Source organism: Luteimonas sp. MC1828, assembly GCF_016461615.1.
In the GTDB taxonomy this organism is placed as follows: domain Bacteria; phylum Pseudomonadota; class Gammaproteobacteria; order Xanthomonadales; family Xanthomonadaceae; genus Luteimonas.
Genome location: NZ_JAEMNY010000001.1, coordinates 229,660 through 251,684 on the forward strand (window position 1 = coordinate 229,660; position 22,025 = coordinate 251,684).

At 70.6% G+C, this 22,025-nt stretch carries 19 protein-coding genes; 9 read left to right on the plus strand and 10 right to left on the minus strand.

Annotation, left to right across the window (positions count from 1 at the left end; all coding sequences use genetic code 11):
• Window positions 1-11 precede the first annotated feature (11 nt).
• Complete coding sequence (locus tag JHB91_RS01135) at window positions 12-1,310, minus strand: amino acid permease (RefSeq protein WP_199372987.1); 1,299 nt, start codon at window positions 1,308-1,310, stop codon at window positions 12-14.
• 12 nt (window positions 1,311-1,322) lie between these two features.
• Window positions 1,323-2,789 carry an amino acid permease gene (locus JHB91_RS01140; protein WP_199372986.1) on the minus strand — a complete coding sequence of 489 codons (1,467 nt, stop codon included), beginning with the start codon at window positions 2,787-2,789 and terminating at the stop codon, window positions 1,323-1,325.
• 249 nt (window positions 2,790-3,038) lie between these two features.
• Between JHB91_RS01140 and JHB91_RS01145 the strand changes: the two genes are divergently transcribed.
• Window positions 3,039-3,545, plus strand: a complete 507-nt coding sequence (locus JHB91_RS01145) for an NUDIX hydrolase (RefSeq protein ID WP_233348146.1) — start codon at window positions 3,039-3,041, stop codon at window positions 3,543-3,545.
• Here the strand turns inward: JHB91_RS01145 and serA are convergent.
• Complete coding sequence (gene serA, locus JHB91_RS01150) at window positions 3,539-4,780, minus strand: phosphoglycerate dehydrogenase (protein WP_199373250.1); 1,242 nt, start codon at window positions 4,778-4,780, stop codon at window positions 3,539-3,541. The two genes, JHB91_RS01145 and serA, sit on opposite strands and share 7 nt — an antisense overlap.
• 111 nt (window positions 4,781-4,891) lie before the next feature.
• Between serA and JHB91_RS01155 the strand changes: the two genes are divergently transcribed.
• The 5 genes from JHB91_RS01155 to JHB91_RS01175 all read left to right on the plus strand — a co-directional run bounded on the left by JHB91_RS01155 (window position 4,892) and on the right by JHB91_RS01175 (window position 11,291).
• Window positions 4,892-6,304 carry an FAD-binding oxidoreductase gene (locus tag JHB91_RS01155; protein ID WP_199470868.1) on the plus strand — a complete coding sequence of 471 codons (1,413 nt, stop codon included), beginning with the start codon at window positions 4,892-4,894 and terminating at the stop codon, window positions 6,302-6,304.
• Window positions 6,301-6,603 carry a DUF2388 domain-containing protein gene (locus tag JHB91_RS01160; RefSeq protein ID WP_199372983.1) on the plus strand — a complete coding sequence of 101 codons (303 nt, stop codon included), beginning with the start codon at window positions 6,301-6,303 and terminating at the stop codon, window positions 6,601-6,603. The genes JHB91_RS01155 and JHB91_RS01160 overlap by 4 nt, the downstream gene beginning before the upstream one ends.
• 7 nt (window positions 6,604-6,610) lie before the next feature.
• Complete coding sequence (locus JHB91_RS01165) at window positions 6,611-8,449, plus strand: DUF4105 domain-containing protein (RefSeq protein ID WP_199470869.1); 1,839 nt, start codon at window positions 6,611-6,613, stop codon at window positions 8,447-8,449.
• Window positions 8,450-8,520: 71 nt separating this feature from the next.
• Window positions 8,521-10,089 (plus strand): glycosyltransferase family 39 protein, encoded by a 1,569-nt coding sequence (locus JHB91_RS01170; protein WP_199470871.1) that lies wholly within the window; start codon window positions 8,521-8,523, stop codon window positions 10,087-10,089.
• Between the two features lie 5 nt (window positions 10,090-10,094).
• Window positions 10,095-11,291 (plus strand): MFS transporter, encoded by a 1,197-nt coding sequence (locus tag JHB91_RS01175; RefSeq protein ID WP_343225034.1) that lies wholly within the window; start codon window positions 10,095-10,097, stop codon window positions 11,289-11,291.
• A 13-nt stretch (window positions 11,292-11,304) separates the two neighbouring features.
• On the opposite strand, the gene yeiP is transcribed toward JHB91_RS01175, so the two are convergent.
• The 7 genes from yeiP to JHB91_RS01210 form a co-directional block, all read right to left on the minus strand.
• The gene (yeiP, locus tag JHB91_RS01180) at window positions 11,305-11,871 is read right to left on the minus strand and encodes an elongation factor P-like protein YeiP (RefSeq protein ID WP_185115472.1); all 567 of its coding nucleotides are present in this window, start codon (window positions 11,869-11,871) and stop codon (window positions 11,305-11,307) included.
• Between the two features lie 9 nt (window positions 11,872-11,880).
• The gene (locus JHB91_RS01185; protein WP_199372979.1) at window positions 11,881-12,651 is read right to left on the minus strand and encodes an SDR family NAD(P)-dependent oxidoreductase; all 771 of its coding nucleotides are present in this window, start codon (window positions 12,649-12,651) and stop codon (window positions 11,881-11,883) included.
• Window positions 12,652-12,682: 31 nt separating this feature from the next.
• The gene (locus tag JHB91_RS01190) at window positions 12,683-15,265 is read right to left on the minus strand and encodes an EAL domain-containing protein (protein WP_199470875.1); all 2,583 of its coding nucleotides are present in this window, start codon (window positions 15,263-15,265) and stop codon (window positions 12,683-12,685) included.
• Window positions 15,262-16,155: a hydroxymethylglutaryl-CoA lyase gene (locus JHB91_RS01195; RefSeq protein WP_199472610.1), complete on the minus strand. Its 894-nt coding sequence runs from the start codon at window positions 16,153-16,155 to the stop codon at window positions 15,262-15,264. The genes JHB91_RS01190 and JHB91_RS01195 overlap by 4 nt, the downstream gene beginning before the upstream one ends.
• A gap of 8 nt (window positions 16,156-16,163) precedes the next feature.
• Window positions 16,164-18,176 carry an acetyl/propionyl/methylcrotonyl-CoA carboxylase subunit alpha gene (locus JHB91_RS01200; protein ID WP_199470877.1) on the minus strand — a complete coding sequence of 671 codons (2,013 nt, stop codon included), beginning with the start codon at window positions 18,174-18,176 and terminating at the stop codon, window positions 16,164-16,166.
• A gap of 48 nt (window positions 18,177-18,224) precedes the next feature.
• A complete protein-coding gene (locus JHB91_RS01205; protein WP_199372976.1) occupies window positions 18,225-18,608 on the minus strand; it encodes a GxxExxY protein in 384 nt (127 codons plus the stop codon).
• A 78-nt stretch (window positions 18,609-18,686) separates the two neighbouring features.
• A complete protein-coding gene (locus tag JHB91_RS01210; protein WP_199470879.1) occupies window positions 18,687-19,469 on the minus strand; it encodes an enoyl-CoA hydratase-related protein in 783 nt (260 codons plus the stop codon).
• An 84-nt stretch (window positions 19,470-19,553) separates the two neighbouring features.
• Between JHB91_RS01210 and JHB91_RS01215 the strand changes: the two genes are divergently transcribed.
• The 3 genes from JHB91_RS01215 to JHB91_RS01225 are packed head-to-tail and all read left to right on the plus strand — an operon-like array spanning window position 19,554 to window position 21,922.
• Window positions 19,554-19,802 carry a FeoA family protein gene (locus JHB91_RS01215; RefSeq protein WP_199372974.1) on the plus strand — a complete coding sequence of 83 codons (249 nt, stop codon included), beginning with the start codon at window positions 19,554-19,556 and terminating at the stop codon, window positions 19,800-19,802.
• Window positions 19,799-21,679, plus strand: a complete 1,881-nt coding sequence (locus JHB91_RS01220) for a ferrous iron transporter B (protein WP_199470881.1) — start codon at window positions 19,799-19,801, stop codon at window positions 21,677-21,679. Before JHB91_RS01215 ends, JHB91_RS01220 begins: the two co-directional genes overlap by 4 nt.
• A gap of 3 nt (window positions 21,680-21,682) precedes the next feature.
• Complete coding sequence (locus JHB91_RS01225) at window positions 21,683-21,922, plus strand: DUF6587 family protein (protein ID WP_199372972.1); 240 nt, start codon at window positions 21,683-21,685, stop codon at window positions 21,920-21,922.
• Window positions 21,923-22,025: the final 103 nt, after the last annotated feature.

A 22,025-nucleotide genomic window follows, 5' to 3' on the forward strand; every position in this document is an offset into this window, starting at 1 on the left:
AACGCGCGGGTCTAACGCGTGGCGCGGCGCGCGAAGCCCCGGTAGCCGGCCCAGCACAGCAGTGCGATCACCAGCCCGCCGACCAGCGTGTCGACCGGCGTGGAGTAGACCAGCAGGCCGCAGGCGACCAGCGCGCCCATTCCGAGCAGACGCTCGCGCGGACCGGAAGGCAGCTCCGGCGAACCCAGCAACAGGCTCAGGCCGGCGGCGATATAAGCCATCACCACCAGCGTCACCACCATGTTGATGATGGTCTCGAACTGCGACGACACCGTCGGCGCCAACGTGAACACTGCGATCAGGGTCATGGCCGAGGCGATGATGAACAACCCCCAGCGCGCCGAGCCGTTGGGATGCAGGCGCCCGAAGATCGCCGGCAGGAAGCCGCGGTGCGCGGCGCGCGCGCCGGACTCGCCACTGACCAGCATCCATCCGCCGAGCGTGCCGGTGGCCTTGATGGCCGCCGCGGCGGCGATCACCGGCACCGCCCACACGCCGAACATCTCGCCCGCGACCAGCGCGAACGGCGCGCTCGATTCGGCGATGCGTTCGGCGGGCACGATGCCCATCATCAACACCGACGACACCAGGTAGACCACGCCGGCGATCAGGATGCCGCCGATGGTGGCGCGCGGCACGTTGCGGTCCGGATCGCGCACCACGCCGGCGACCATCGCGCCGGTCTCAAGGCCCACGAACGCCCAGAAGATCGGCGCCAGCGACGCCATCACCACCACCGCGTCGGTCTCGCCGCTGACGTTCCATGCGGCGCGGTAGATCTCCGGGTCGAAGCTGCCCCAGCCCGCGGTCAGCACCGCGACCACCGGCAGCAGGCCGAACACCACGCACAGCGACTGGAAGCGCGCGATCGGGCGCGGGCCCATCAGGTTGATGGCGAACATCAGCCAGATCAGCGCGATCTGCCCGAACAGGCGCATGCCCGGACCGTCACCGAGCTGGAGCAGGGCCACGATGTAGCCGAACGCCGCCACCGCGATCGCGTTGTTGCCGATCCATGACGAGATCCAGTACAGCGTGGTCGCCAGGAAGCCCATGTCGCGGCCCAGCGCCGGCCGCACGTAGTCGTCGGGCGAGGTCATGTCCGGGTAGGCGCGCGCCAGCCGCGCGAACGCCGCGCCCAGCACCACCGCGAGGATGGTGCCGAGCAGCCAGGCCAGCGCGGTCACGCCGCCGGACTTGGCCAGGGTGGCCGGCAACAGGAAGAACCCCGAGCCGATCATGTTGTTGGCGACAACGAACGTCGCCAGCACCGGGCCGATCTTCTTTGCGCTGGCGACCACGTCAGTCATGGCTGCTTGTCCTCAGCGCGTACGCAGCTTGCTGTGCCAGTGGCCGTAGCCGAAATAGATCACCATGCCGATGACCATCCAGCCCACGAACAGCGGCCAGTGCTCCATGAACGGCGGCAGGAACAGGTACAGGCAGGCCGCGACGCCGAGCGGCGACACGATGTACACCAGCGGCACGCGGAACGGACGCGGCAGGTCGGGCCGCTTCAGGCGCAGCACCAGCACGCCGGCGGACACCGTGGCGAAAGCCAGCAGGGTGCCCATCGACACCATCTCGCCGAGCAGGCCGATCGGCAGGAAGCCCGCCAGGCATGCCGCGATCGCGCCGACGATGATCGTGCCCACGTAAGGCGTCTGGTACTTCGTGTGGACCTTGCCGAAGATTTTCGGCAGCAGGCCGTCGCGCGACATGCTGTAGAAGATGCGCGGCTGCGCCATCAGCATCACCAGGATCACCGAGGACAGGCCGGCAATCGCGCCGACCTCCACCACCGACTTCAGCCACAGCAGGTCGGGGTAGGCCTCCAGCGCGGTGGACACCGGCTTCGGCGTCGACAGTTGCGGGTACGGCACCAGGCCGGTCAGCACGCCGCAGACCACGATGTAGACGATGGTGCAGAACACCAGCGAACCGAGGATGCCGATCGGCATGTCACGCTGCGGGTTCTTGGCTTCGCCGGCGGCGGTGGAGACCGCATCGAAGCCGATGTAGGCGAAGAACACGATCGACGCGCCGCGCACGATGCCTTCCACGCCGTACTTGCCCGGGCCCTCGTTCGCGGGGATGAAGGGCTGCCAGTTGGCCGGGTCGATGTACTGCAGGCCGAAGCCGATGAACAGCAGGATCACCGTGACCTTGAGGGCCACGATGATGGAGTTCACGAACGCCGACTGGGTGATGCCGACGTAGCACAGGCCGCTGACCGCAGCGACGATGGCCACCGCCGGCAGGTTGAGGATCGCGCCGGTGCGCACGAACTCGCCGTTGGTGACGGTGAACGTGGCCATCGACAGCGCGTCCGGGATCGGCACGCCCAGCGTGCCGAGGAAACCGTTGAGGTAGCCGGACCAGCCCACGGCGACGGTGGAGGCCGCGAACAGGTATTCCAGCACCAGGCACCAGCCGATGAACCACGCCACGAACTCGCCGAGCGTGGCGTAGGCGTAGGAATAGGCGCTGCCGGAGACCGGCATCATCGATGCGAATTCGGCATAGCACAGGCCCGCCAGTGCGCAGGCGAATCCGGCCAGCACGAAGCTCAGCACCACCGCCGGGCCGGCATGTTCGGCCGCGGCATGGCCGGTCAGCACGAAGATGCCCGCGCCGATCACCGCGCCCACGCCGAGCAGGAACAGTTGCGTCGCCGTGAGCGTGCGCTTCAGGCTCACTTCGCCCTGCAGGCTGCCTTCGACCGGTTCGCCGGCATCCACGTGTGGAGCAGGCTCGATCGCCTTGACCCGCATGAGGTCTCTGAGCATTCGCGTGTTCCCCTTCGTTGTGGCAACGGACGGCGTGGGGACCGCGCTGCATTGGACGGTGCCACAGGCACCATGGCTGCCGTACCTTGCCAAAGCATGGCGGGGATCACAAGCGGCATCGCGGGGCCTGCGCGCGGCGATAATGGAGCGCCGGGCACGAGCCAAAAAATGTCGCAACGCACCATCCATCTGCACCCAGGTGACGATCCCGCCATCGAGCGGCTCGCAGCCGCGTTCGCCGCGCATGGCATGCGCATGCCCGATGAGGCCGAGGCCGCGGACATGTTCATCGCGCTGCTGCGCGACCGCGAGGATCCCTTCCTGCGCACGCGCCTGGCCGGCCACTTCACCGCGTCGGCGCTGGTGGTGAGCGCCGACGGCCGGCGCACGCTGCTCACCCACCATCGCAAGCTCGATCGCTGGCTGCAGCCCGGCGGCCATGCCGACGGCGACCGCGATCTCGCGCGCGTCGCACTGGGCGAAGCCGAAGAGGAAACCGGACTGGTCGGGCTGGTGCTCGAGGGCGGGATCTTCGACCTCGACCGGCACTGGATTCCGGCGCGCAATGAGGTGCCCGGCCATTGGCACCACGACGTGCGCTACGTGGTGCGCGCCGGCGCCGACGAGCGTTTCGTGGTCAGCGACGAATCACATGCGCTGGCCTGGCGCGACATCGCGGCCGTCGCCGCCGACGACGGCATCGACCCGTCACTGCGCCGCATGGCGTGCAAGTGGCTGGGGCGCGCGCCTCAGTAGAGGATGCGCGCGCGCAGCGTGGCGGGCACCGCGGCCAGCGCCGTGCGCAGGCCCTGCGCCTGCTCCGGCGTCGCGGTGATGTCGATCACCACGTAGCCGACCTTGCTGTCGGTGCGCAGGAACTGGCCGTCGATGTTCACACCCGCCTGCGAGAAGATGTCGTTGACCTGCGACAGCACGCCCGGCACGTTGCGGTGGATGTGCAGCAGTCGCTGGCTCCCTTCGTGCCCAGGCAGCGTGACCTCGGGGAAGTTGACCGCCGACAGCGTGCTGCCGTTGTCGCTGTAGCGCACCAGCTTCGACGCCACCTCGATGCCGATGTTGTCCTGCGCCTCGAGCGTGCTGCCGCCGACGTGCGGAGTGAGGATGACGTTGTCGAAGCGCGTCAGTGGCGACGTGAACGCATCCTCGTTGCCCTTGGGCTCGACCGGGAACACATCCACCGCCGCGCCGCCGACCTGGCCGCTGTCGAGCGCCGCGGCCAGCGCGTCGATGTCGACCACGGTGCCGCGCGAGGCGTTGATCAGGTGCACGCCGGGCTTCATCGCCGCGAGTTCGGACGCGCCGATCATCAGGCGCGTGGCAGGGGTTTCCGGCACGTGCAGGGTGACGACGTCGGCGCGCGCCAACAGGTCGTCCATCCCGATCGCGGCCTGCGCGTTGCCGAGCGACAGCTTGGCCTCGATGTCATGGAACAGCACGCGCATGCCGAAGCCTTCGGCAAGCAGCCCGACCTGGGTGCCGATGTGGCCGTAGCCGATGATGCCGAGCGTCTTGCCGCGCACCTCGTGGCTGCCGGTCGCCGACTTCAGCCAGCCGCCGCGCAGGCATTCGGCGTGCTTCCGCGGGATGCCGCGCATCAGCATGATCGCCTCGGCGATCACCAGCTCGGCCACGCTGCGGGTGTTGGAGTAGGGCGCGTTGAACACCGGTACGCCGGCAAGCTCGGCCGCGTCCAGGTCCACCTGGTTGGTGCCGATGCAGAAGCAGCCGACCGCCAGCAGGCGCCTGGCGTCGGCCAGCACGTCCGCCGTCAGCTGGGTGCGCGAACGGATGCCGACGATGTGCGCCTCGGCGATGCGCGCGCGCAGCTCGTCCTCGGGCAGCGACGATGCGAACGCCTCGATGTTCGAATAGCCGGCGTTGCGGAACACCTCGACCGCGCTGTCGCTGACGCCCTCCAGCAGCAACACACGGATATCCTTGCGGGGGTAGGAGGTCTTGAGCATGCGGATGCGCCGGGCGGGCCCTGCAGTGTGCCAGCGGGCGCCGCATGTTGCACCGCAGCGCTGGACGCTGGCGCGCGTGGCTGGCAGGCTGGCCGCAATGCACGCTGAGCGGTCCAGATGAGCGATCCACGACTCGAGCGCCTGTGCGAGGCCGTCCCCGGCCTGGCGCTGGCCACGTCCGCCGACGACCTGCTGCACTACGGCCAGGACTGGACGCGGCGCTGGACGCCGGCGCCGCTGGCGATCGCGTTTCCGGCCAGCGTGGAGCAGGTCGTCGCGGTGCTGCGCTGGGCTGGCGCGGAGAACGTGGCGGTGGTGCCCTCGGGCGGGCGCACCGGGTTGTCGGGGGGCGCGGTGGCGGCCAACGGCGAACTGGTGCTGAGCCTGGAACGCATGCGCCGCGTACTTGCCTTCGATGCGGTCGACCGCACGCTGGTCGTCGAGGCGGGCGTGGCGCTGGAGACGGTGCAGGAAGCGGCGCGCAGCCATGGCCTGTACTACCCGGTCGATTTCGCATCCCGCGGCTCCTGCACCATCGGCGGCAACATCGCCACCAACGCCGGCGGCATCCGCGTGCTGCGCTACGGCAACACCCGCGAATGGGTCGCCGGGCTGAAGCTGGTGACCGCCGCCGGCGACGTGCTCGACCTCAACCGCGGCCTGGTCAAGAACTCCAGCGGCTACGACCTGCGCCACCTGGCCATCGCCTCGGAGGGCACGCTGGGCGTGGTGGTGGAGGCCACGCTGCGACTCACCGCGCCGCCGCCGCCCACCGCGACCATGTTGCTGGCGCTGCCCTCGTTTGCGGTGCTGATGCAGGTGTTCCAGGCGCTGCGCGAACGGCTGGCGCTGGAGGCATTCGAGTTCTTCACCGACCGCGCGCTGCATCACGTGGTCGCGCATGGCGCGCAGGCGCCGTTCGCCGACGTGCATCCGTACTACGTGGTGGCCGAGTTCGCGGCCGACGGCGCCGATGATCCGCGCCTGCTCGACGCCTTCAGCCACTGCGCGGAGCAGGGTTGGGTGGCCGACGGCGTGATTGCCGGCAGCGACGCGCAGGCGGCGCAGCTCTGGCGCCTTCGCGAGGGCATCACCGAAAGCCTCGCAGCATCGTTGCCTTACAAGAACGACGTGGCCGTGCGGGTGTCGGCGATGCCCGCGTTCCTGGCCGAGGCGCAGGCGCTGCTCGCGGCCGAATATCCGGATTTCGAGGTCGTCTGGTTCGGGCACATCGGCGACGGCAACCTGCACATCAACGTGCTCAAGCCCGCCGACATGGAGCAGGATCAGTTCGTGGCGCGCTGCGGCGCGGTCACCGCACACCTCGCCAGCCTGCTGAACCGCCACGGCGGCAGCATCTCCGCCGAACACGGCATCGGCCTGGTCAAGAAGGCCTTCCTCGGCTCCACACGCGATGCCGCCGAGATCGCGGTGATGCGCGCGCTGCGCCTCGCCCTCGACCCGGCGGGTATCCTCAATCCCGGCAAGCTCTTCGACGCCGAATCCCCCACCAGCGACCCCACGCCATGACCCGATTCTTCCCCGCCTGCGCGCTGCTGCTGCTCGCGGTTGCCCCCGTCCACGCTTCCAGCTTCGCCGGCACCAGCGGCGGTGCCTCGTCGGCATCCAGCGCCGGCTCGTCCGGATCCACGTCCGGCAACGACAAGATCGTGCTGCAGGCGCGCGAGGATGCGGCCGGTTTCGTCGCCACCGATGGACGCATCCGCGGTGCACGCCTCGAGGCGGCATTGCGCCACCTGCGCGGGCAGTCGGCCGCGGCGCGCGACGCCAGCGACCTTGAACTGGCGCGGGCGATCCTCGCCCGCTGATGCGCTGATGCACCGCTGGGCCAGGCGCCTGCTGCTGTGTGCGCTGGCCGTGCCGTGGCCCGCGCATGCGGCGCTGCAGGTCACCGCGGAAAGCGGCGCGACCGCGGCCGATGCCGAGGCAAGCCGGCGGCTGGTGCAGGCGACGCTGCCGCGCCTGCCGCCCGTGCTGCGGGACTGGGACGCCACGCTGCAGCTGGGCTGGCGCGACGACCTGCCGGCGCAGGTGCACGGCCGCATCCGCGGGCGCCGCATCCTGCTCGACCGCGCCCTGCTGGCCGCGTGGCAGGACGGGTCGGCGGGAGAGGGGCGCGATGCCGCGGTGACGGCGCTCGTCCACGAGGTCGCACACGCCTGGGACCACGGTCCCGGCCGTATCTCGCGCGATCCGCGCACGCTCGACCTGGCCGGTTGGCAGGTGCGGCCGCTGTGGCCCGGTCGTGGCGCACGCAATGCCTTCAACGCGCGCAGCCCCGATGCCTACGAACTGGCGTCGCCCGCGGAGTTCGTGGCGGTGAACGTCGAGCACTTCCTGCTGGATCCGGCGTACGCCTGCCGGCGCCCGGCGCTGCATGCGCATTTCGCCGCCCACTTCGGCTGGTCGCCGGAGGCGCCGGCCTGCGCCGCCACGCTGCCCTACGTCGACGCCGGCGCACTCGCCGATGCCGATGCCGCGCCGCTGCTGGAACTCGATCCGGCGCGCGTGGTCGCCGTGGACTACCTCCTCGCCGGCGACGGCGAAGCCATGTCGAGCCGCTGGGGACACAGCATGCTGCGCCTCGTGGTCTGCGCCCCGGGACGCGCGCCCGGGCCCGACTGCCGCCTCGACCTCGACCACCACCGCGTGCTTTCGTTCCGCGCGTTCGTCGACGACCTGCAGCTCTCGAGCTGGCGCGGGCTCACCGGTGGCTATCCGTCGCGGCTGTTCGTGCTGCCGCTGCAGCAGGTCGTGGACGAGTACACGCGGGTGGAGATGCGCCCGCTGGCATCGATCCCGCTGCGGCTGTCCGCCGGCGAGATCGCCGCGCTGCTCGAACGCGCGGCGCGCGTGCACTGGAGCTACGACGGCCGCTACCGCTTCGTCGGCAACAACTGCGCGGTGGAAACCTGGAAGCTGCTGCACGACGGACTGCCGCGCGCGTCCGCGGCCGACCTCGCCAGCATCACGCCGAAGGGCCTGCTCCGGCGCCTGCGCCGCGCCGGGCTGGTCGACGATTCCGCGGTGCCGGCGGATGCCGACGAGGCGCGCCGGTTCGGCTACCGTTTCGAGCCCTGGAACGCCCACTACCAGGCGCTGTACGACACCGCACGCGAGATCCTCGCGCTGGAACACGCCGCCGTGGCGGACTGGCTGCGCATGGCGCCCGCGCAACGTGCGCCGTGGCTGCAACGCGGCGACATGCGCGCGTCCGCGGCACTGCTGCTGCTGGAAGAGGCGGCCCTGCGCCGCGAGGAGCAGCAGGCGCGCGATGCGCTCAAGCGGCTCGTGTTCCGTGCGGGCGACGCCGGCCGCAGCGCCTACCGGCGCGCGACCGACGTGCCCGGCGACGGGCTGCTGCCGATCCTGGCCGAGGCGTTGCGCGAAGGTGGCGCACTCGCCAGTCCTTCGGCCCTGCTGTCGCTGCCGGGTTACGGCCTGCCGCTGGCGGCCGAGCGCACGCAGGCCCGTACCGGCGCTGGCGCGCGTGCGGCCCGCCTGCGCGCGCTGGAGGACCGCCTGCGGGCCGCGGCCCGTGACCGGCTGCCGCGGGCGACGCGGGAATCACTGGAGCAGGCCGAAGCCAACGTGGCCGCCCTGGGCGCCCGCCTGCGTGGACTGCACGAAGCCGAAGGCGGCGTTGCCTTCTAGGCGCGGCGGCGCTGCGACAATTCTCCGATGCGGCCGCGGCGATGATGCCGGCTCCACGTGCAGGCCGCCGCATGCGCTTCCTCCGACTCCATCACCCTCCGGGCGCAGTCCGTCCCGTCGACCTTCGGGTCGTCAGGGATCGCAGCGCCTGGGGTTTCGCGCTTCTCTGCATCCTGCTGGCGTTCGCGTTCCTCGGCAGTCGCGGGCTGTGGGATCCCGACGAGGGGCGCTACGCCAATGTGGCGCTCAACATGCTGGACAGCGGCGACTGGCTCAATCCGAAGCGCAGCGGCGATGTCGGCCATTGGACCAAGCCGCCGCTGACCTACTGGGCGATCGCCGCGAGCGTGGGCGTGTTCGGCAAGACCGCGGCGGCGGCGCGACTCCCGGCGGCGCTCTGCTACCTGTTGTGCATCTGGCTGACCTGGCGCATCGGCAGGCGGCTGGCGCCGGGCTGCGAACGCACTGCCGCGCTGGCCTACGCCACCATGCTGCTCCCGTTCGGGGCGTCGCAGATGGTCACGACCGACTTCCTGCTGGCGGCATTCGAGACCCTGGCGGTATGGGCGTTCGTCGAGGCGCGGATGTCGGGCCGGCATCCTGGCGCCTGGGGGGGCCTCATGTGGGTGGGCTTCGCGCTGGCGTTCCTGACCAAGGGGCCGCCGGGACTGTTGCCGTTGCCGGTGCTGCTGGCATTCGACTGGCTGGTGTGGCGCCGGCATCCCGGGTTCCGCTTGTGGGGGCTGTCGCTGTTCTGCCTGCTGGCGCTGCCCTGGTTTGTCGCGGTCGTCGCCGACAATCCGGGGCTGCTCGAGTATTTCGTGGGCGACGAGGTGGTGAATCGTGTCGTCACCGACAAGTTCGGGCGCCACGGACAGTGGTACGGGTGGTTGCTCGTGTATGCGCCCACCCTGGTCGTGGGGACCATGCCGTGGTCGCCGGCGCTGTGGCGATGGCTGCGCGCACTGCCGGCCGACCTGCAGCGGTGGCGCAGCGTCGAAGGCCGGCAGGCCGACCCTGCGGCGCTCTTCCTCGCGCTGTGGGTGCTGCTGCCGCTGCTGGTGTTCTGCCTGGCCCAGTCCCGGCTGCCGCTGTACCTGCTGCCGCTGTTCGTGCCGTTGGCACTGCTGGTCGCCGTCCAGCGCCGGAAGGAACACCGGCCGTTGCCGCGGTGGCCGTGGCTGGCCGCCTGGGTCGTGGTGCTGCTGGCGCTGAAGCTTGCCGCGAGCTTCTGGCCCACGCACAAGGACGCGTCGCAGTGGGCCGTCGCGATCCACGAGCGGGCGCCGGGCCCGGTGCACGAAGTGATCTTCGTCGAGGACATGACGCGTTACGGACTGCGCCTGCACCTCGATGCCGAGATCGAAAAGATCGGCCTGGATCCGGTTCCTGCCGGGGCCAGGGCACGCTTCAATCCGGTCGATGACGAGGATCTCGCGACCGAACTCGCGGAGGCCGCCGACCAGCCCGGAGCGGTCTGGATCTGCAAGCAGTCACGGTGGCCCGGCATCCGTCTTCGGATCGCGGCGCTGGGATTCGTCGCCACCCCGCTGGGCACGCCCTATCGCGGGCGCGTCATCTTCAGGACCCGCCCTGTCGCGGCGCTGTCCGGACCCGTGGCCGGTCAGGACCGGCATTGAGCCGCGTGGCCAGGCCGACCTCCCGTTTCCGGCGCCTGCCCGTCCCGCCCACGGTCTGGACGCTGGGCTTCGTCAGCCTGTTCACCGACATGGGCTCGGAAATGGTGCACGCGCTGTTGCCCGTGCTGCTGGTCCAGGGCCTGGGGGCAAGCATGTTGGCGATCGGACTGATCGAGGGCGCGGCGGAGTCGCTGGCGATGGTGGTGAAAGTGTTCTCCGGCTATCTCAGCGATGCCGTGGGCCGGCGCAAGCCGCTGGTGCTGTTGGGCTATGGCCTGGCGGCCGTGGTCAAACCCGTGTTCCCGCTGGCCGATTCGGTCGCCACGGTGACGCTTGCGCGGCTGCTCGACCGCCTGGGGAAGGGCATCAGGGGTGCTCCCCGCGACGCGCTGGTGGTCGACGTGACGCCTCCCGCCGTCATGGGTGCGGCCTTCGGGCTGCGCCAATCCATGGACACCGTCGGCGCCGTGCTGGGGCCGCTGCTGGCCATGGCGCTGATGTGGCTGCATGCAGGCGACATCCGCACCGTGCTCTGGTGGGCGGTGCTGCCAGGCGCGGTTGCGGTGCTGCTGCTGCTCCGGTTGCGGGAACCGCCCCGGCAGCATGGGCGCGCCACTCCGCCATTGACCCGGCCGGGCCTTGCGCGGCTCGGCTCCGGCTTTGCGCGGCTGGCGGTGCTGGGCGCCTTGTTCTCGCTCGCGCGGTTCAGCGAGGCGTTCCTGATCCTTCGCGCCACGGATGTCGGCCTGGCGCTTGCCTACGTGCCACTGGTGCTGGCGTTGATGAGCCTCGCCTACGCAGCGACGGCGTATCCGGCGGGCCGCCTGGCGGACCGGATGCCCCCGGCGATGCTGCTGGCGGGTGGCATGGTGATGCTCGCGCTGGCGGACCTGGCACTGGTCCTGGCCAACGATGCGACGTGGGTGCTTGTCGGTGCCGCACTGTGGGGGCTCCACCTGGGCCTGACCCAGGGGGTGCTCGCAAGCATGGTGGCCGGCGTGGCGCCGGAGCAGCATCGCGGCACCGCGTTCGGCGTGTTCAACCTGGTGTCGGGCGTTGCGCTGCTGGCCGCAAGCGTGCTCGCCGGATGGCTGTGGGACAGCGCAGGACCGGCGTGGACGTTCGGGGTCGGGGCGGGGCTGTCGCTGCTGACCCTGCTGCTGATCCCGGTGCTGGGTAGCGGGGGTAAGCGCCCGCCGTAGCGGGCGCGCCCTGTCAGTCGGCGCGGCCGGAGAACTCGCCGCTGGTGGTGTTGACGAGCACGCGCTCGCCGTTGCCGATGTACTCCGGCACCTGGATCTCGATGCCGGTGGACAGCCGCGCCGGCTTCGGCCGCTTGGTGGCCGTGCCGCCCTTGAGTTCGGGCGGGGTTTCCACGACTTCCAGGGTCACGGTCTGCGGGAGCTGGAGCGCGACCGGGGCGTCGTCGATCAGCTGCACGTAGCAGCCGCTGAGGCCATCGGTGATGTAGCCGGCACCGTCGCCGACCATCGCCGGATCGAGCGGGTAGGGCGTGAAGTCCTCGTCGTCCATGAACACGAAGGCATCGCCGTCCTTGTAGGAAAAGCTGGCCTGGCGGCGCAGCAGCTCGACTTCCTTCAGGTCGTCGTCGCCGTCGAACGAGGCGTCGGTCTTGTTGCCGCCGGGCACGCTGTACATGGTGAAGCGGAAGCGCACGTTGCCGCCGCGGCCCTGCGGCGAGCTGCGGTCGATGTCGCGGACCTGGTACACGGTGCCGTTGTGCTCGACCACGTTTCCTTTCTTCACGTCATAGGCTTTCATCGAGGGTCCTTACTTGGGTGCGAGGCGCACGGCGCCGTCGAGGCGGATGGTTTCGCCGTTGATGTAGCGGTTGCCGATGACGTACGCGACCAGGTCGGCGAACTCTTCGGGGCGGCCAAGGCGCGAGGGGAACGGGATCGACGCGCCCAGCGAGGCCTGCACGTCATCGGGCATGCCGTCGACCATCGGCGTCCAGAAGATGCCGGGCGCGATGGTGTTCACGCGGATGCCGAAGCGCGCCAGTTCGCGCGCCATCGGCAGGGTCATCGCGACCACGCCGCCCTTCGACGCCGAGTAGGCGGCCTGGCCGATCTGGCCTTCGTAGGCGGCGACCGAGGCGGTGTTGATGATCACGCCGCGCTCGCCGTCGTCGCCCGGCGCGTTGTGCTGCATCTGCGCGGCAGCGGCCTTGGCGACGTTGAAGCTGCCGACCAGGTTGACCATCACCGTTGTGGAGAACTGCTGCAGCGGCATCGGTGCTTCGCGGCCGAGCACGCGGCCGGCGCCGAGGATGCCGGCGCAGTTGATCGCCGCGTCCAGCCCGCCGAGGAAATCCTTCGCCGCCGCCACGTTGGTTGCCACGCCGTCCTCGCTGGTGACGTCGGTGCGGAAGTAGCGTGCGTTGGCATCACCGAGCGCGGCGATCGCGGCGCCGCCCTTGTCGTCATTCACGTCGAACAGCGCGACCTTGCCGCCGGCGTCGACGATGCGCGTGGCCACGGCAAGGCCGAGGCCGGAAACGCCACCGGTGACGATGGCGCGGGTGTCCTGGAGCCGCATGGAGTGGGTTCCTTGAGGGTAAACCGCGATTTTAGCGCGTCCCCGGTGCTCCAAGGCTCAGCGCGAACTGGTCGGCCGGCAGGCCCGGCGAGAACAGGAAGCCCTGGCCCACCGGCACGCCGAGCGCGAGCAGGAACGCGCGCTGCTCTTCGTTCTCCACGCCTTCCGCCACCAGCCCGAGGCCGAGGCTGTGGGCGATGCCGGCGACCGCCTGGCAGACGGCGACGTCCGACGCATTGCCGGGCACGCCGGCCACGAACAGCTGGCTCAGCTTCAGGCCCTGGATCGGCAGCCGGCGCAGGTAGTTGAGCGCGCTGTAGCCCTCGCCGAAGTCGTCGATCGCCAGCGCGACGTCCATCGCGCGCAGCTGGGCGAAGGTGTTCATCGTCTCGGGCGCGTCCTCGATCAGCACGCGCTCGGTGAATTCCAGCTCCAGCGCCGCGCCGGGCAGGGCGTATTCGTCGAGCAGCGCGCGCACGTTGGCGGCAAGGTCGTCGCCCAGGAACTGCCGGTAGGACACGTTGACCGCCACCCGCACGATGCCGTGCCCGGCGTCGCGCCATTCCGCGACCTGGCGGCAGGCCATGCGCAGCACCCAGAGTCCGATGCGCACGATGTCGCCGGTGCTTTCGGCCTGGCTGATGAAGTGGTCGGGCCGCATTTCGCCCAGGCGCTCGTTGCGCCAGCGGATCAGCGCCTCTGCGGCGACGATGCGGCCGCTGACGAGGTCCACCTGCGGCTGGTAGACAAGGTGGAACTCGTCGTTGTCGGCGGCGTGGCGCAGCTGGGTTTCGAAGCGCAGGCGGTCGCGCTGCGACTGCGCCATGGCCGGGGTGAACACCTGCCGGCCGTTGCGCACCCGCCGCTTGCTCGCGTACATCGCGGTGTCGGCGCTCTGGATCAGCGCGTGCGGGCTCTCGCCGTCATCGGGCGCGCGCGCGATGCCGATGCTCGCGGTGACCGCGAACTCCTCCTTCTCCACGCCAAAGCCGATGGCGAAGGCGTCGAGGATCGCGTCCGCCAGCCGCTCGGGGCTGTCCGGATCGTCGGCGGTGGAGCAGGCCACCAGGAACTCGTCGCCGCCGAAGCGCGCAATCAGGCCCTCGGTGCCCACGGCCCGGCGCAGGCGCTGCGCGGCGGTCACCAGCAGGGCGTCGCCGGCGGCATGGCCCAGCACGTCGTTGACCATCTTGAAACGGTCGAGGTCGATGTACAGCACCGCCACCCGCGACAGCGTGGCATCGGCCATGCGCGCGGCCAGCTCGCCCAGGATCGCGTCGCGGTTGAGCAGGCCGGTGAGCGGATCGGTGCGCGCCTGCACGCGCAGTGTTTCCTGGCCCTGCTTGTGCGCGGTGATGTCCTGCAGGGTGCCGGTGATGCGGCTGGCGCCCGGGTCGCCGGGTTCGGCCTCGCCGATCACGCGCACCCAGAATGCGTGGCCGTCGGCGCGCGAGCCCTGCAGCTCGAGGTCGAAACCGTGGCCTTCGAGGATCGTCGCGTCCACCGCACGGCGGAAGCGCGCGCGGTCGTCGTGGGCGAGGCAGGCGATCATGTCGTCGATCGACGCCGGCAACTGCGCCTGCGCCAGGATCCCGGCGGCGACATCGGTGAGGTACAGCCGTGCTGCGGCGCGGTCCCATTCCCAGCCACCGATGCGCGCCAGGGTCTGCACGCGATGGAACAGCGCGCTGTCGCGCTTGAGCGCGGTGACGTCGGAGAACATCGACAGCGCCTGGTGCGGCCGGTCGCTGCCGGCGGCGTACTGCGGCACCGAAGTCACCGACAGCCAGCGCAGCTTTCGCTGCGGGCGGTGGTAGAGGCCAAGCAGGGTGCTGCCGATCAGGCGGCCTTCGCGGATGGCGCGCGTGGCGGGATACTCCTCGGCCGGCATTTCGCTGCCGTCCTCGCGCACCACCATCCACTCGCTCGCCGGGCGCGGCGTGCGCTGGTTCGGGTGGCCCGGCACGTGGCCCGGTACGCCGATCATGCGCAGCGCGGCGGAGTTCGCGTACACCAGGCTGCCATCCGCTGTCTGGATCACGATGCCCTTGTCGATCACCTCCATCAGCTCGCGGTAGCGCACCTCGGCTTCGCGCCGGCGGCTGAGGTCGCGGGCGACCGCCACCACGCACTTGCGGCCGTCGTGCAGGAAGCCGGCCGAATGCACTTCCACCGGGAACCGCGTGCCGTCGGCGCGCATGTTGCTCACTTCGATCACGAAGCTCTCGCCGCGGTCCACGGCGTCCCACACCGGCGCCATGTGGTCCTCGGGCAGGTCCGGGTTGAGCACGTGGATCGGCTGGCCGACGATCTCCTCGCGCGGCCGCCGGTAGGCCGCCATGCCGGCCTTGTTGAGGTCGAGCACGATGCCATGCTCGTCGATGATGCTGACCGGGTCGGGTACGGCGTCGAACAGCGCGTGGTAGCGCAGGCGCGCGACCTCGGCGTCCACGCTGGCCGCCTGCAGCGCATCGCGCGCGTGGCAGAGCATCTCGCGGGTGTGGGCAGGCAACGAGAGGTCGCGGCAGGCGGAGTCGAGCGCTGCGAGGACCTGCGCGTTGCCGTCGTTGTCCGACAGCAGCGCGTGGGTTCCAGGCAGGCGCGTCGCGGTCATGTCGCGGTGCGCGCCCGCGTTACCCTGCTGCCGCTTTCGCGGCCGAGTAACCCGGCCAGCCAGCGGCCGGTGTCGGCCAGCGCGTCAAGGTCGACTCCGGTCTGGATGCCCATGCCGTGCAGCATATACACCAGGTCCTCGGTGGCGAGGTTGCCGCTGGCGCCCTTCGCATAGGGGCAGCCGCCGGTGCCCGAGACCGCGGCATCGACCACCGCCACGCCTTCCTCCAGGCAGGCCAGCACGTTGGCCAGCGCCTGGCCGTAGGTGTCGTGGAAATGCACCGCCAGCGCAGGCATCGGCACCGCGTCGGCCACCGCGCGCAGCATCGCGCGCGCCTTGCCCGGGGTGCCCACGCCAATGGTGTCGCCAAGCGAGATCTCGTAGCAGCCCATCGCATGCAGCGCGCACGCCACGCGCACGACCTCCGCCACCGGCACGTCGCCCTGGTAGGGGCAGCCGAGCACGGTGGAGACGTAGCCGCGCACGCGCACGCCGTCGTCCGCGGCCTGCGCCAGCACCGGGCGGAAGCGTTCCAGCGATTCGTCGATGGCGGCGTTGGTGTTGCGGCGGTTGAAGGCTTCCGACGCCGCGGTGAACAGCGCGACTTCGGTGGCGCCGACGGCACGCGCGCGTGCGTATCCCTGCAGGTTGGGCACCAGCACCGGATAGGCCACGCCATCGCGGCGCGTGATGCCGGCGAACACGTCCGCGGCATCGGCCAGCTGCGGCACCCATTTCGGGCTGACGAAGCTGGTGGCCTCGATGGTCTGCAGGCCGGTGGCCGACAGCCGGTCGACCAGCGCGATCTTGTCCGCGGTGGCGACGATCGCCGCTTCGTTCTGCAGGCCGTCGCGCGGTCCCACCTCGACGATGCGCACGCGGGACGGCAGGGCCATGGTCAGGACTCCAGGACCACCAGCACCGCATCGGCCTCGACGAAGTCGCCTTCGTGCGCGCGCAGCTCGGCTACGACACCGTCGCGCGGCGCCTTGAGCGCGAGCTCCATCTTCATCGCCTCCATGACCAGCAGTTCCTGTCCCTGCGCCACGCTGTCCCCCGGGGCTACCCTGGTGACGACAATACGCCCGGGCATCGGTGCCGCGATACGGTCTCCGGAGCCGGCGGTGTCGGCCAGGTCGGCCTGGTAGGGCAGGGCGCGCTCGAAGCGCCAGTGGCGACGCCCGTCGTGGAGCATCAGGCGGCCTGCGTGGGCATCGAGCCGGTAGCGCCGGCCGGCACCGTCGAAGCGCGCCGACAGGCCGCCGTCGACCAGGCGCGCCCCGGCCACCGCGCTGTGCGCGCCATCGCGGCTGATGCGGTAGTCGCCGTGCGCACCATGCGCCTCGAACACATGGCGCTGGCCGTCGGCGCGCAGCACCACGCGGCGCAGGCCGGCGTGGCCCAGGCGCCAGCCGTCGGCGATCGCCCAGGGCGAGCCGGGGTCGCTGCTGCCGGCGGCGGCGCAGCGCGCCTCGGCTTCTTCGGCAAGGAGCGCGGCGGTGGCGGCGGCGAGCAGGGCGGCATCGTGGTCGCCGGCAGCGGCGCCGGCGTCGTCGCCGATGAACTCGTCGAGGTGGCGATCGAGGTAGCCGGTGTCGATGCTGCCGTCGACCACCGCCGGGTGGCGGACCAGGCGTTCGAGGAAGGCGATGTTCGACTTCGGGCCATCGATCGCGCAGTCCGCCAGCGCGTCGCGCAGCCGCGCCAGCGCGCCGGCGCGGTCGCGGTCATGGACGATCAGCTTGGCGATCATCGGATCGTAGAAGATCGTCACCACATCGCCTTCCACCACGCCGGCATCGACACGCACGTGAGCCGACGGTGCGGGCAGGCGCAGGCGCTGCAGGCGGCCGGAGCCGGGCAGGAAGCCGGCGTCGGGGTCCTCGGCGTACAGCCGCACCTCGATGGCGTGGCCGTTGCGCGGAATCGCGTCCTGCGCCAGCGGCAGCGGCTCGCCCGCGGCCACGCGCAGCTGCCACTCCACCAGGTCCAGGCCGGTGACCATCTCGGTGACCGGGTGTTCGACCTGCAGCCGGGTGTTGATCTCCATGAAGAAGAACTCGCCCGACGGCGCGACGATGAACTCCACCGTGCCGGCGTTGGCGTAGTCGATGGCGCGCGCGGCCAGCACCGCGGCCGCGCCCATGCGCGCGCGCAGTTCCGGCGTGAGGAACGGCGAGGGCGATTCTTCGAGCACCTTCTGGTAGCGGCGCTGCGCCGAGCACTCGCGTTCGTTGAGATGGATGGCGTTGCCATGCGCGTCGCCGAACACCTGGATCTCGATATGCCGCGGCGACTCGATGTAGCGCTCCAGCAGCACGCGGTCGCGGCCGAAGGCGTTGCGCGCCTCGCGCTGGCAGCTTTCCAGTGCCGGCAGGAACTCCGCGGCCGCGCGCACCACGCGCATGCCCTTGCCGCCGCCGCCGTGCGCGGCCTTGATCATCAGCGGATAGCCGATGCGGTCGGCTTCGCGCTGCAGTAGCTCCGGCGACTGGTCCTCGCCGGTATAGCCGGGCACCACCGGCACGCCCGCGGCGTGCATCAGCTCCTTGGCGCCGGCCTTGCTGCCCATCCTGCGCATCGACGCCGCCTTCGGGCCGATGAAGGCGATGCCCGCGGCCTCGACCGCGTCGGCGAAGTCGGCGTTCTCACTGAGGAAGCCGTACCCGGGATGGATGGCCTGCGCACCGGACTGCTTCGCCACGTCGAGGATCACGTCGCCGCGCAGGTAGCTGTCCTGCGGCCGCGGCCCACCGATCGGCCACGCCTCGTCAGCCAGGCGCACGTGCTGCGCATCGGCGTCGGCTTCGGAGTACACCGCCACCGTGGCGATGCCCATGCGCCGCGCGGTGCGGATGACGCGGCAGGCGATTTCGCCGCGGTTGGCGATCAGGATTTTCTGGAAGAGCATTCTTTTGGCCACGGATTTGCGCGGATTACGCGGATCAGGCTGAGGAGTCTATGAGAAAACGCGCCTGCGGAATTCGGGGCGGGGACCGAAGTTGAGGAGGAGGCCCACGCGGATGCGCGTCGCTTTGAGGTAGTTGAGCAGCTGCGCTTCGTGGGCATCAGTCAGGGAGCGTGCTGCTTTGATTTCGACGAGCAGGCAACCCTCGACTAGAACGTCCGTGCGGAATTCGCCCACCAGGTGGTTGTGGAACCGCACCTCGACGGGGACCTGCCGTTCCGCTCGCAGTCCACATTCATGCAGGCGAATCGCAAGTGCCTGCTCGTACACGCTCTCCAAAAACCCGTGCCCCAACTCGTTATACGTATCAAAGAAAGCCCCGATCACCTGCTTGCTGACCCTGCGATGCATCAGCCCCGTCATGTCCGCATCCATGCGTCCTCCCTCCATTGGTTCTTGCCTCGACCCGATCCGCGCAATCCGCGCAAATCCGTGGCCAAAAACGCTGTTGCTCTACTCCACCCACCCCGGCGCACGCTTGTCGAGGAACGCGCCCAGCCCTTCCTGGCCTTCCGGCGACACGCGCAGGGCGGCGATCAGCGCGGCGTTGTCGTGGTCGAGGCGGTCGGCATCGGTTGCGGTGGCGACTTCGCGCACCAGGCGCTTGGCGTCGGCGGACGCGAACGGCGCGGCCTTCAGCAGCAGCGCCACCTGACGATCGACGGCGGCATCCAGCTCGTCGGCGGGTACCAGCTGGTGCAGCAGGCCGATGCGCAGCGCCTCGGCGGCATCGAAGATCTCGGCCGTGGCAAACCAGCGCCGCGCCTGGCGGCTGCCGATCGCAGCGATGACGTAGGGCGAGATCACCGCCGGCAGCAGGCCCAGGCGGCTTTCGGTCAGGCCGAACTTCGCCTCCGGCACGCCGATGGCGATGTCGCAGCAGGCCACCAGCCCCACGCCGCCGCCAAACGCCGCGCCGTGCACGCGCGCGATGGTCGGCTTGGGCAGGCGGTCCAGGGTGCGCATCAGCCGCGCCAGGGCGAGGGCATCGTCGCGGTTCGCGCCTTCGTCGGCCGCGGCCATGGCGCGCATCCAGTTGAGGTCGGCGCCGGCGGAGAACGAGGCGCCGCGGCCTTCCAGCACCACCACGCGCACCCCGGCGTCGCCAGCCAGCGCGTCGAGCGCGGCGGTGAGTTCGGCGATCAGCGCGGCATCGAACGCGTTGTGCAGCGTCGGACGGTCCAGGCACAGGCGTGCCACGGCGCCATGCCGCGTAAGTGTCAGGGGTGCCGGCATCTCGAGCCTCCGCGGTTGGACATAAATGATAGCCGCGGGCCGTCACCGCGCTACAATGAGAACAGTTCCCATTTGGAAGTTGCCGTGAGGCTGACCGAGCTGCCGCGCCGCGAACGTGCCATCGTCGAGCGCGTCGAGTCGCGATACGACAACGACCACATCGCGCGCCGCCTGCGCGAGCTCGGTTTCGTGGCCGGCGAAGAAGTGCAGGTCACGGCCGCCGGTCCGTTCGGCGCCGAGCCGCTGCTGGTGCAGGTCGGCTACACGCGTTTCGCGCTGCGACGCGACGAGGCCGCGCGCGTGGTGCTGCGCAACGGCGACGCGCGGCCATGAGCGCCGACGCCAGGGCGCTGCCGCGGCTGGCGCTGGTCGGCAACCCGAACTGCGGCAAGACCGCGCTGTTCAACCAGCTGACCGGCAGCCGGCAGAAGGTCGCCAACTACACGGGCGTCACCGTCGAGCGCAAGGAAGGCCGCCTGATCGCGCCGTCCGGGCGCCAGTACGCGGTGCTCGACCTGCCCGGCGCCTACAGCCTGCATCCCTCGAGCCTGGACGAGGCGATCACCCGCGACCTGTGTCGCGGCTTCTATCCCGGCGAGCCGGTGCCCGACGCCATCGTCTGCGTGATCGACGCCACCAACCTGCGCCTGCACCTGCGCTTCGCGCTGGAAGTGCGCGAGCTCGGACTGCCGATGGTGATCGCGCTCAACATGGCCGACGCCGCCGCACGCCGCGGCGTGGTGATCGACCGCGCCGCACTGGAGGCCGAGCTTGGCGTGCCAGTGGTGGAGACCGTGGCCGTGCAGCACGACGGTGCCGTGGCGCTGGTCGAACGGATCGAAGCGATGACCGCGGCGCCGCGGCCGCCCCACGTTCGCCTGGGTGGCACCGACACGGCGGTCGACAGCGACGCGCTGCACGCGGAAACCCGGCGCCTGCTGGCACTCGCGGTCACCATGCCCACGCGCACCGCACGCCTCGACGACAGCCTTGACCGCTGGCTGCTGCATCCGGTATTCGGGCTGCTGACGCTGGCGGTGGTGATGTTCCTGATCTTCCAGGCGGTGTACGCCTGGGCCACGCCGGTGATGGACCTGATCGAAGCCGGCACCGCGTGGCTGGGCGGCGCCGTCGCCGCGGCCATGCCGGACGGTCCGCTGCAGAGCCTGCTGGTCGACGGCATCATCGCCGGGCTGGGCGGGGTGGTGGTGTTCCTGCCGCAGATCCTGGTGCTGTTCGCCTTCATCCTCGCGCTGGAGGAATCCGGCTACCTGCCGCGCGCGGCGTTCCTGCTCGACCGCATGATGGCGGCGGCGGGCCTCTCCGGCCGCTCCTTCATCCCGCTGCTGTCGAGTTTCGCCTGCGCGGTGCCGGGCATCATGTCCACGCGCTCCATCCAGGACCCGCGCGACCGCATCGCCACGATCATGGTGGCGCCGCTGATGACCTGCTCGGCGCGGCTGCCGGTGTATGCGCTGCTGATCGGCGCCTTCATCCCCGCGCGCGAAGTCGCCGGCATGTTCAACCTGCAGGGCCTGGTGCTGTTCGCGCTGTACATGGCAGGCATCGTCAGCGCGCTGGCGGTGTCGTGGATCATGAAGCGCTGGCGCCGCGACAAGGGCGAGCATCCGCTGCTGCTGGAGCTGCCGTCGTACCGGGTGCCGCACCCGCGCGACCTGCTGATCGGGCTCTACGAGCGCGGCATGATCTTCCTCAAGCGCGTCGGCGGCATCATCTTCGCGCTCACCGTGCTGCTGTGGGTGCTGCTGTCGTTCCCGGCGCCGCCGGCCGACGCCATCGGCCCGGCCATCGACTACAGCTTCGCCGGCCGCATCGGCCATGCGCTGGCCTCGGTGTTCGCGCCGATCGGCTTCAACTGGCAGATCTGCATCGCGCTGATCCCGGGCCTGGCCGCGCGCGAGGTCGCGGTGTCCGCGCTGGCCACCGTGTACGCGCTGTCCGCCGTGGACGACGAAGCCGCCAGCCAGGCCCTGCTGCCGATCATCAGCGACGGCTGGTCGCTCGCCACCGGCCTGTCCCTGCTGGTGTGGTTCATCTACGCGCCGCAGTGCATCGCCACCTGGGCGGCCATCCGTCGCGAGACCGGTTCGTGGAAGCTCATGGCCATCAACGCGGTGTTCCTGTTCCTGCTGGCGTACCTGGCGTCGTTCGCCACCTATCAGATCACCGTGGCGCTGGGCGGCGGCTGAGCCATGGATGCCGGTCTCGCCGTGCAATACGTGGTCGTGGCGCTGGTGGTCCTGCTCGCCGCCTGGATGGCGCTGCGCCGGCAGTTTCCCGGCACCACGCGTCGCCTGCGCATCGCGATCGCGCTGCCGCTGGTGCGCGACGGGCGGCCGGCGTGGATGCGGCGCCTCGGCCTGCGCATCGCGCCTGCGGGCAGTGGCGGCGGCGCGGCCTGCGGCAACACGTCATGTGGTGGCTGCGGTTGATGGGTTGAATTGTCGCGCGCTGGCGCGTTGGCACATCGCTCCGCGGTCTGACGGCCCTGCGGGCCTTTAGGCCCGCTGCGCGATGCGCCAACGCGCCTGTGGC

Bases quoted from the DNA above. Each gene is read 5' to 3' on its own strand.
- JHB91_RS01160 (WP_199372983.1), top strand. From the start codon at position 6,301: ATGACCCGATTCTTCCCCGCCTGCGCGCTGCTGCTGCTCGCGGTTGCC.
- JHB91_RS01140 (WP_199372986.1), bottom strand. From the start codon at position 2,789: ATGCTCAGAGACCTCATGCGGGTCAAGGCGATCGAGCCTGCTCCACAC.
- JHB91_RS01220 (WP_199470881.1), top strand. From the start codon at position 19,799: ATGAGCGCCGACGCCAGGGCGCTGCCGCGGCTGGCGCTGGTCGGCAAC.
- JHB91_RS01165 (WP_199470869.1), top strand. From the start codon at position 6,611: ATGCACCGCTGGGCCAGGCGCCTGCTGCTGTGTGCGCTGGCCGTGCCG.
- JHB91_RS01190 (WP_199470875.1), bottom strand. From the start codon at position 15,265: ATGACCGCGACGCGCCTGCCTGGAACCCACGCGCTGCTGTCGGACAAC.
- JHB91_RS01135 (WP_199372987.1), bottom strand. From the start codon at position 1,310: ATGACTGACGTGGTCGCCAGCGCAAAGAAGATCGGCCCGGTGCTGGCG.
- JHB91_RS01225 (WP_199372972.1), top strand. From the start codon at position 21,683: ATGGATGCCGGTCTCGCCGTGCAATACGTGGTCGTGGCGCTGGTGGTC.
- yeiP (WP_185115472.1), bottom strand. From the start codon at position 11,871: ATGAAAGCCTATGACGTGAAGAAAGGAAACGTGGTCGAGCACAACGGC.
- JHB91_RS01200 (WP_199470877.1), bottom strand. From the start codon at position 18,176: ATGCTCTTCCAGAAAATCCTGATCGCCAACCGCGGCGAAATCGCCTGC.
- JHB91_RS01170 (WP_199470871.1), top strand. From the start codon at position 8,521: ATGCGCTTCCTCCGACTCCATCACCCTCCGGGCGCAGTCCGTCCCGTC.
- JHB91_RS01145 (WP_233348146.1), top strand. From the start codon at position 3,039: ATGCGCATGCCCGATGAGGCCGAGGCCGCGGACATGTTCATCGCGCTG.
- JHB91_RS01155 (WP_199470868.1), top strand. From the start codon at position 4,892: ATGAGCGATCCACGACTCGAGCGCCTGTGCGAGGCCGTCCCCGGCCTG.
- JHB91_RS01185 (WP_199372979.1), bottom strand. From the start codon at position 12,651: ATGCGGCTCCAGGACACCCGCGCCATCGTCACCGGTGGCGTTTCCGGC.
- JHB91_RS01210 (WP_199470879.1), bottom strand. From the start codon at position 19,469: ATGCCGGCACCCCTGACACTTACGCGGCATGGCGCCGTGGCACGCCTG.
- JHB91_RS01205 (WP_199372976.1), bottom strand. From the start codon at position 18,608: ATGGATGCGGACATGACGGGGCTGATGCATCGCAGGGTCAGCAAGCAG.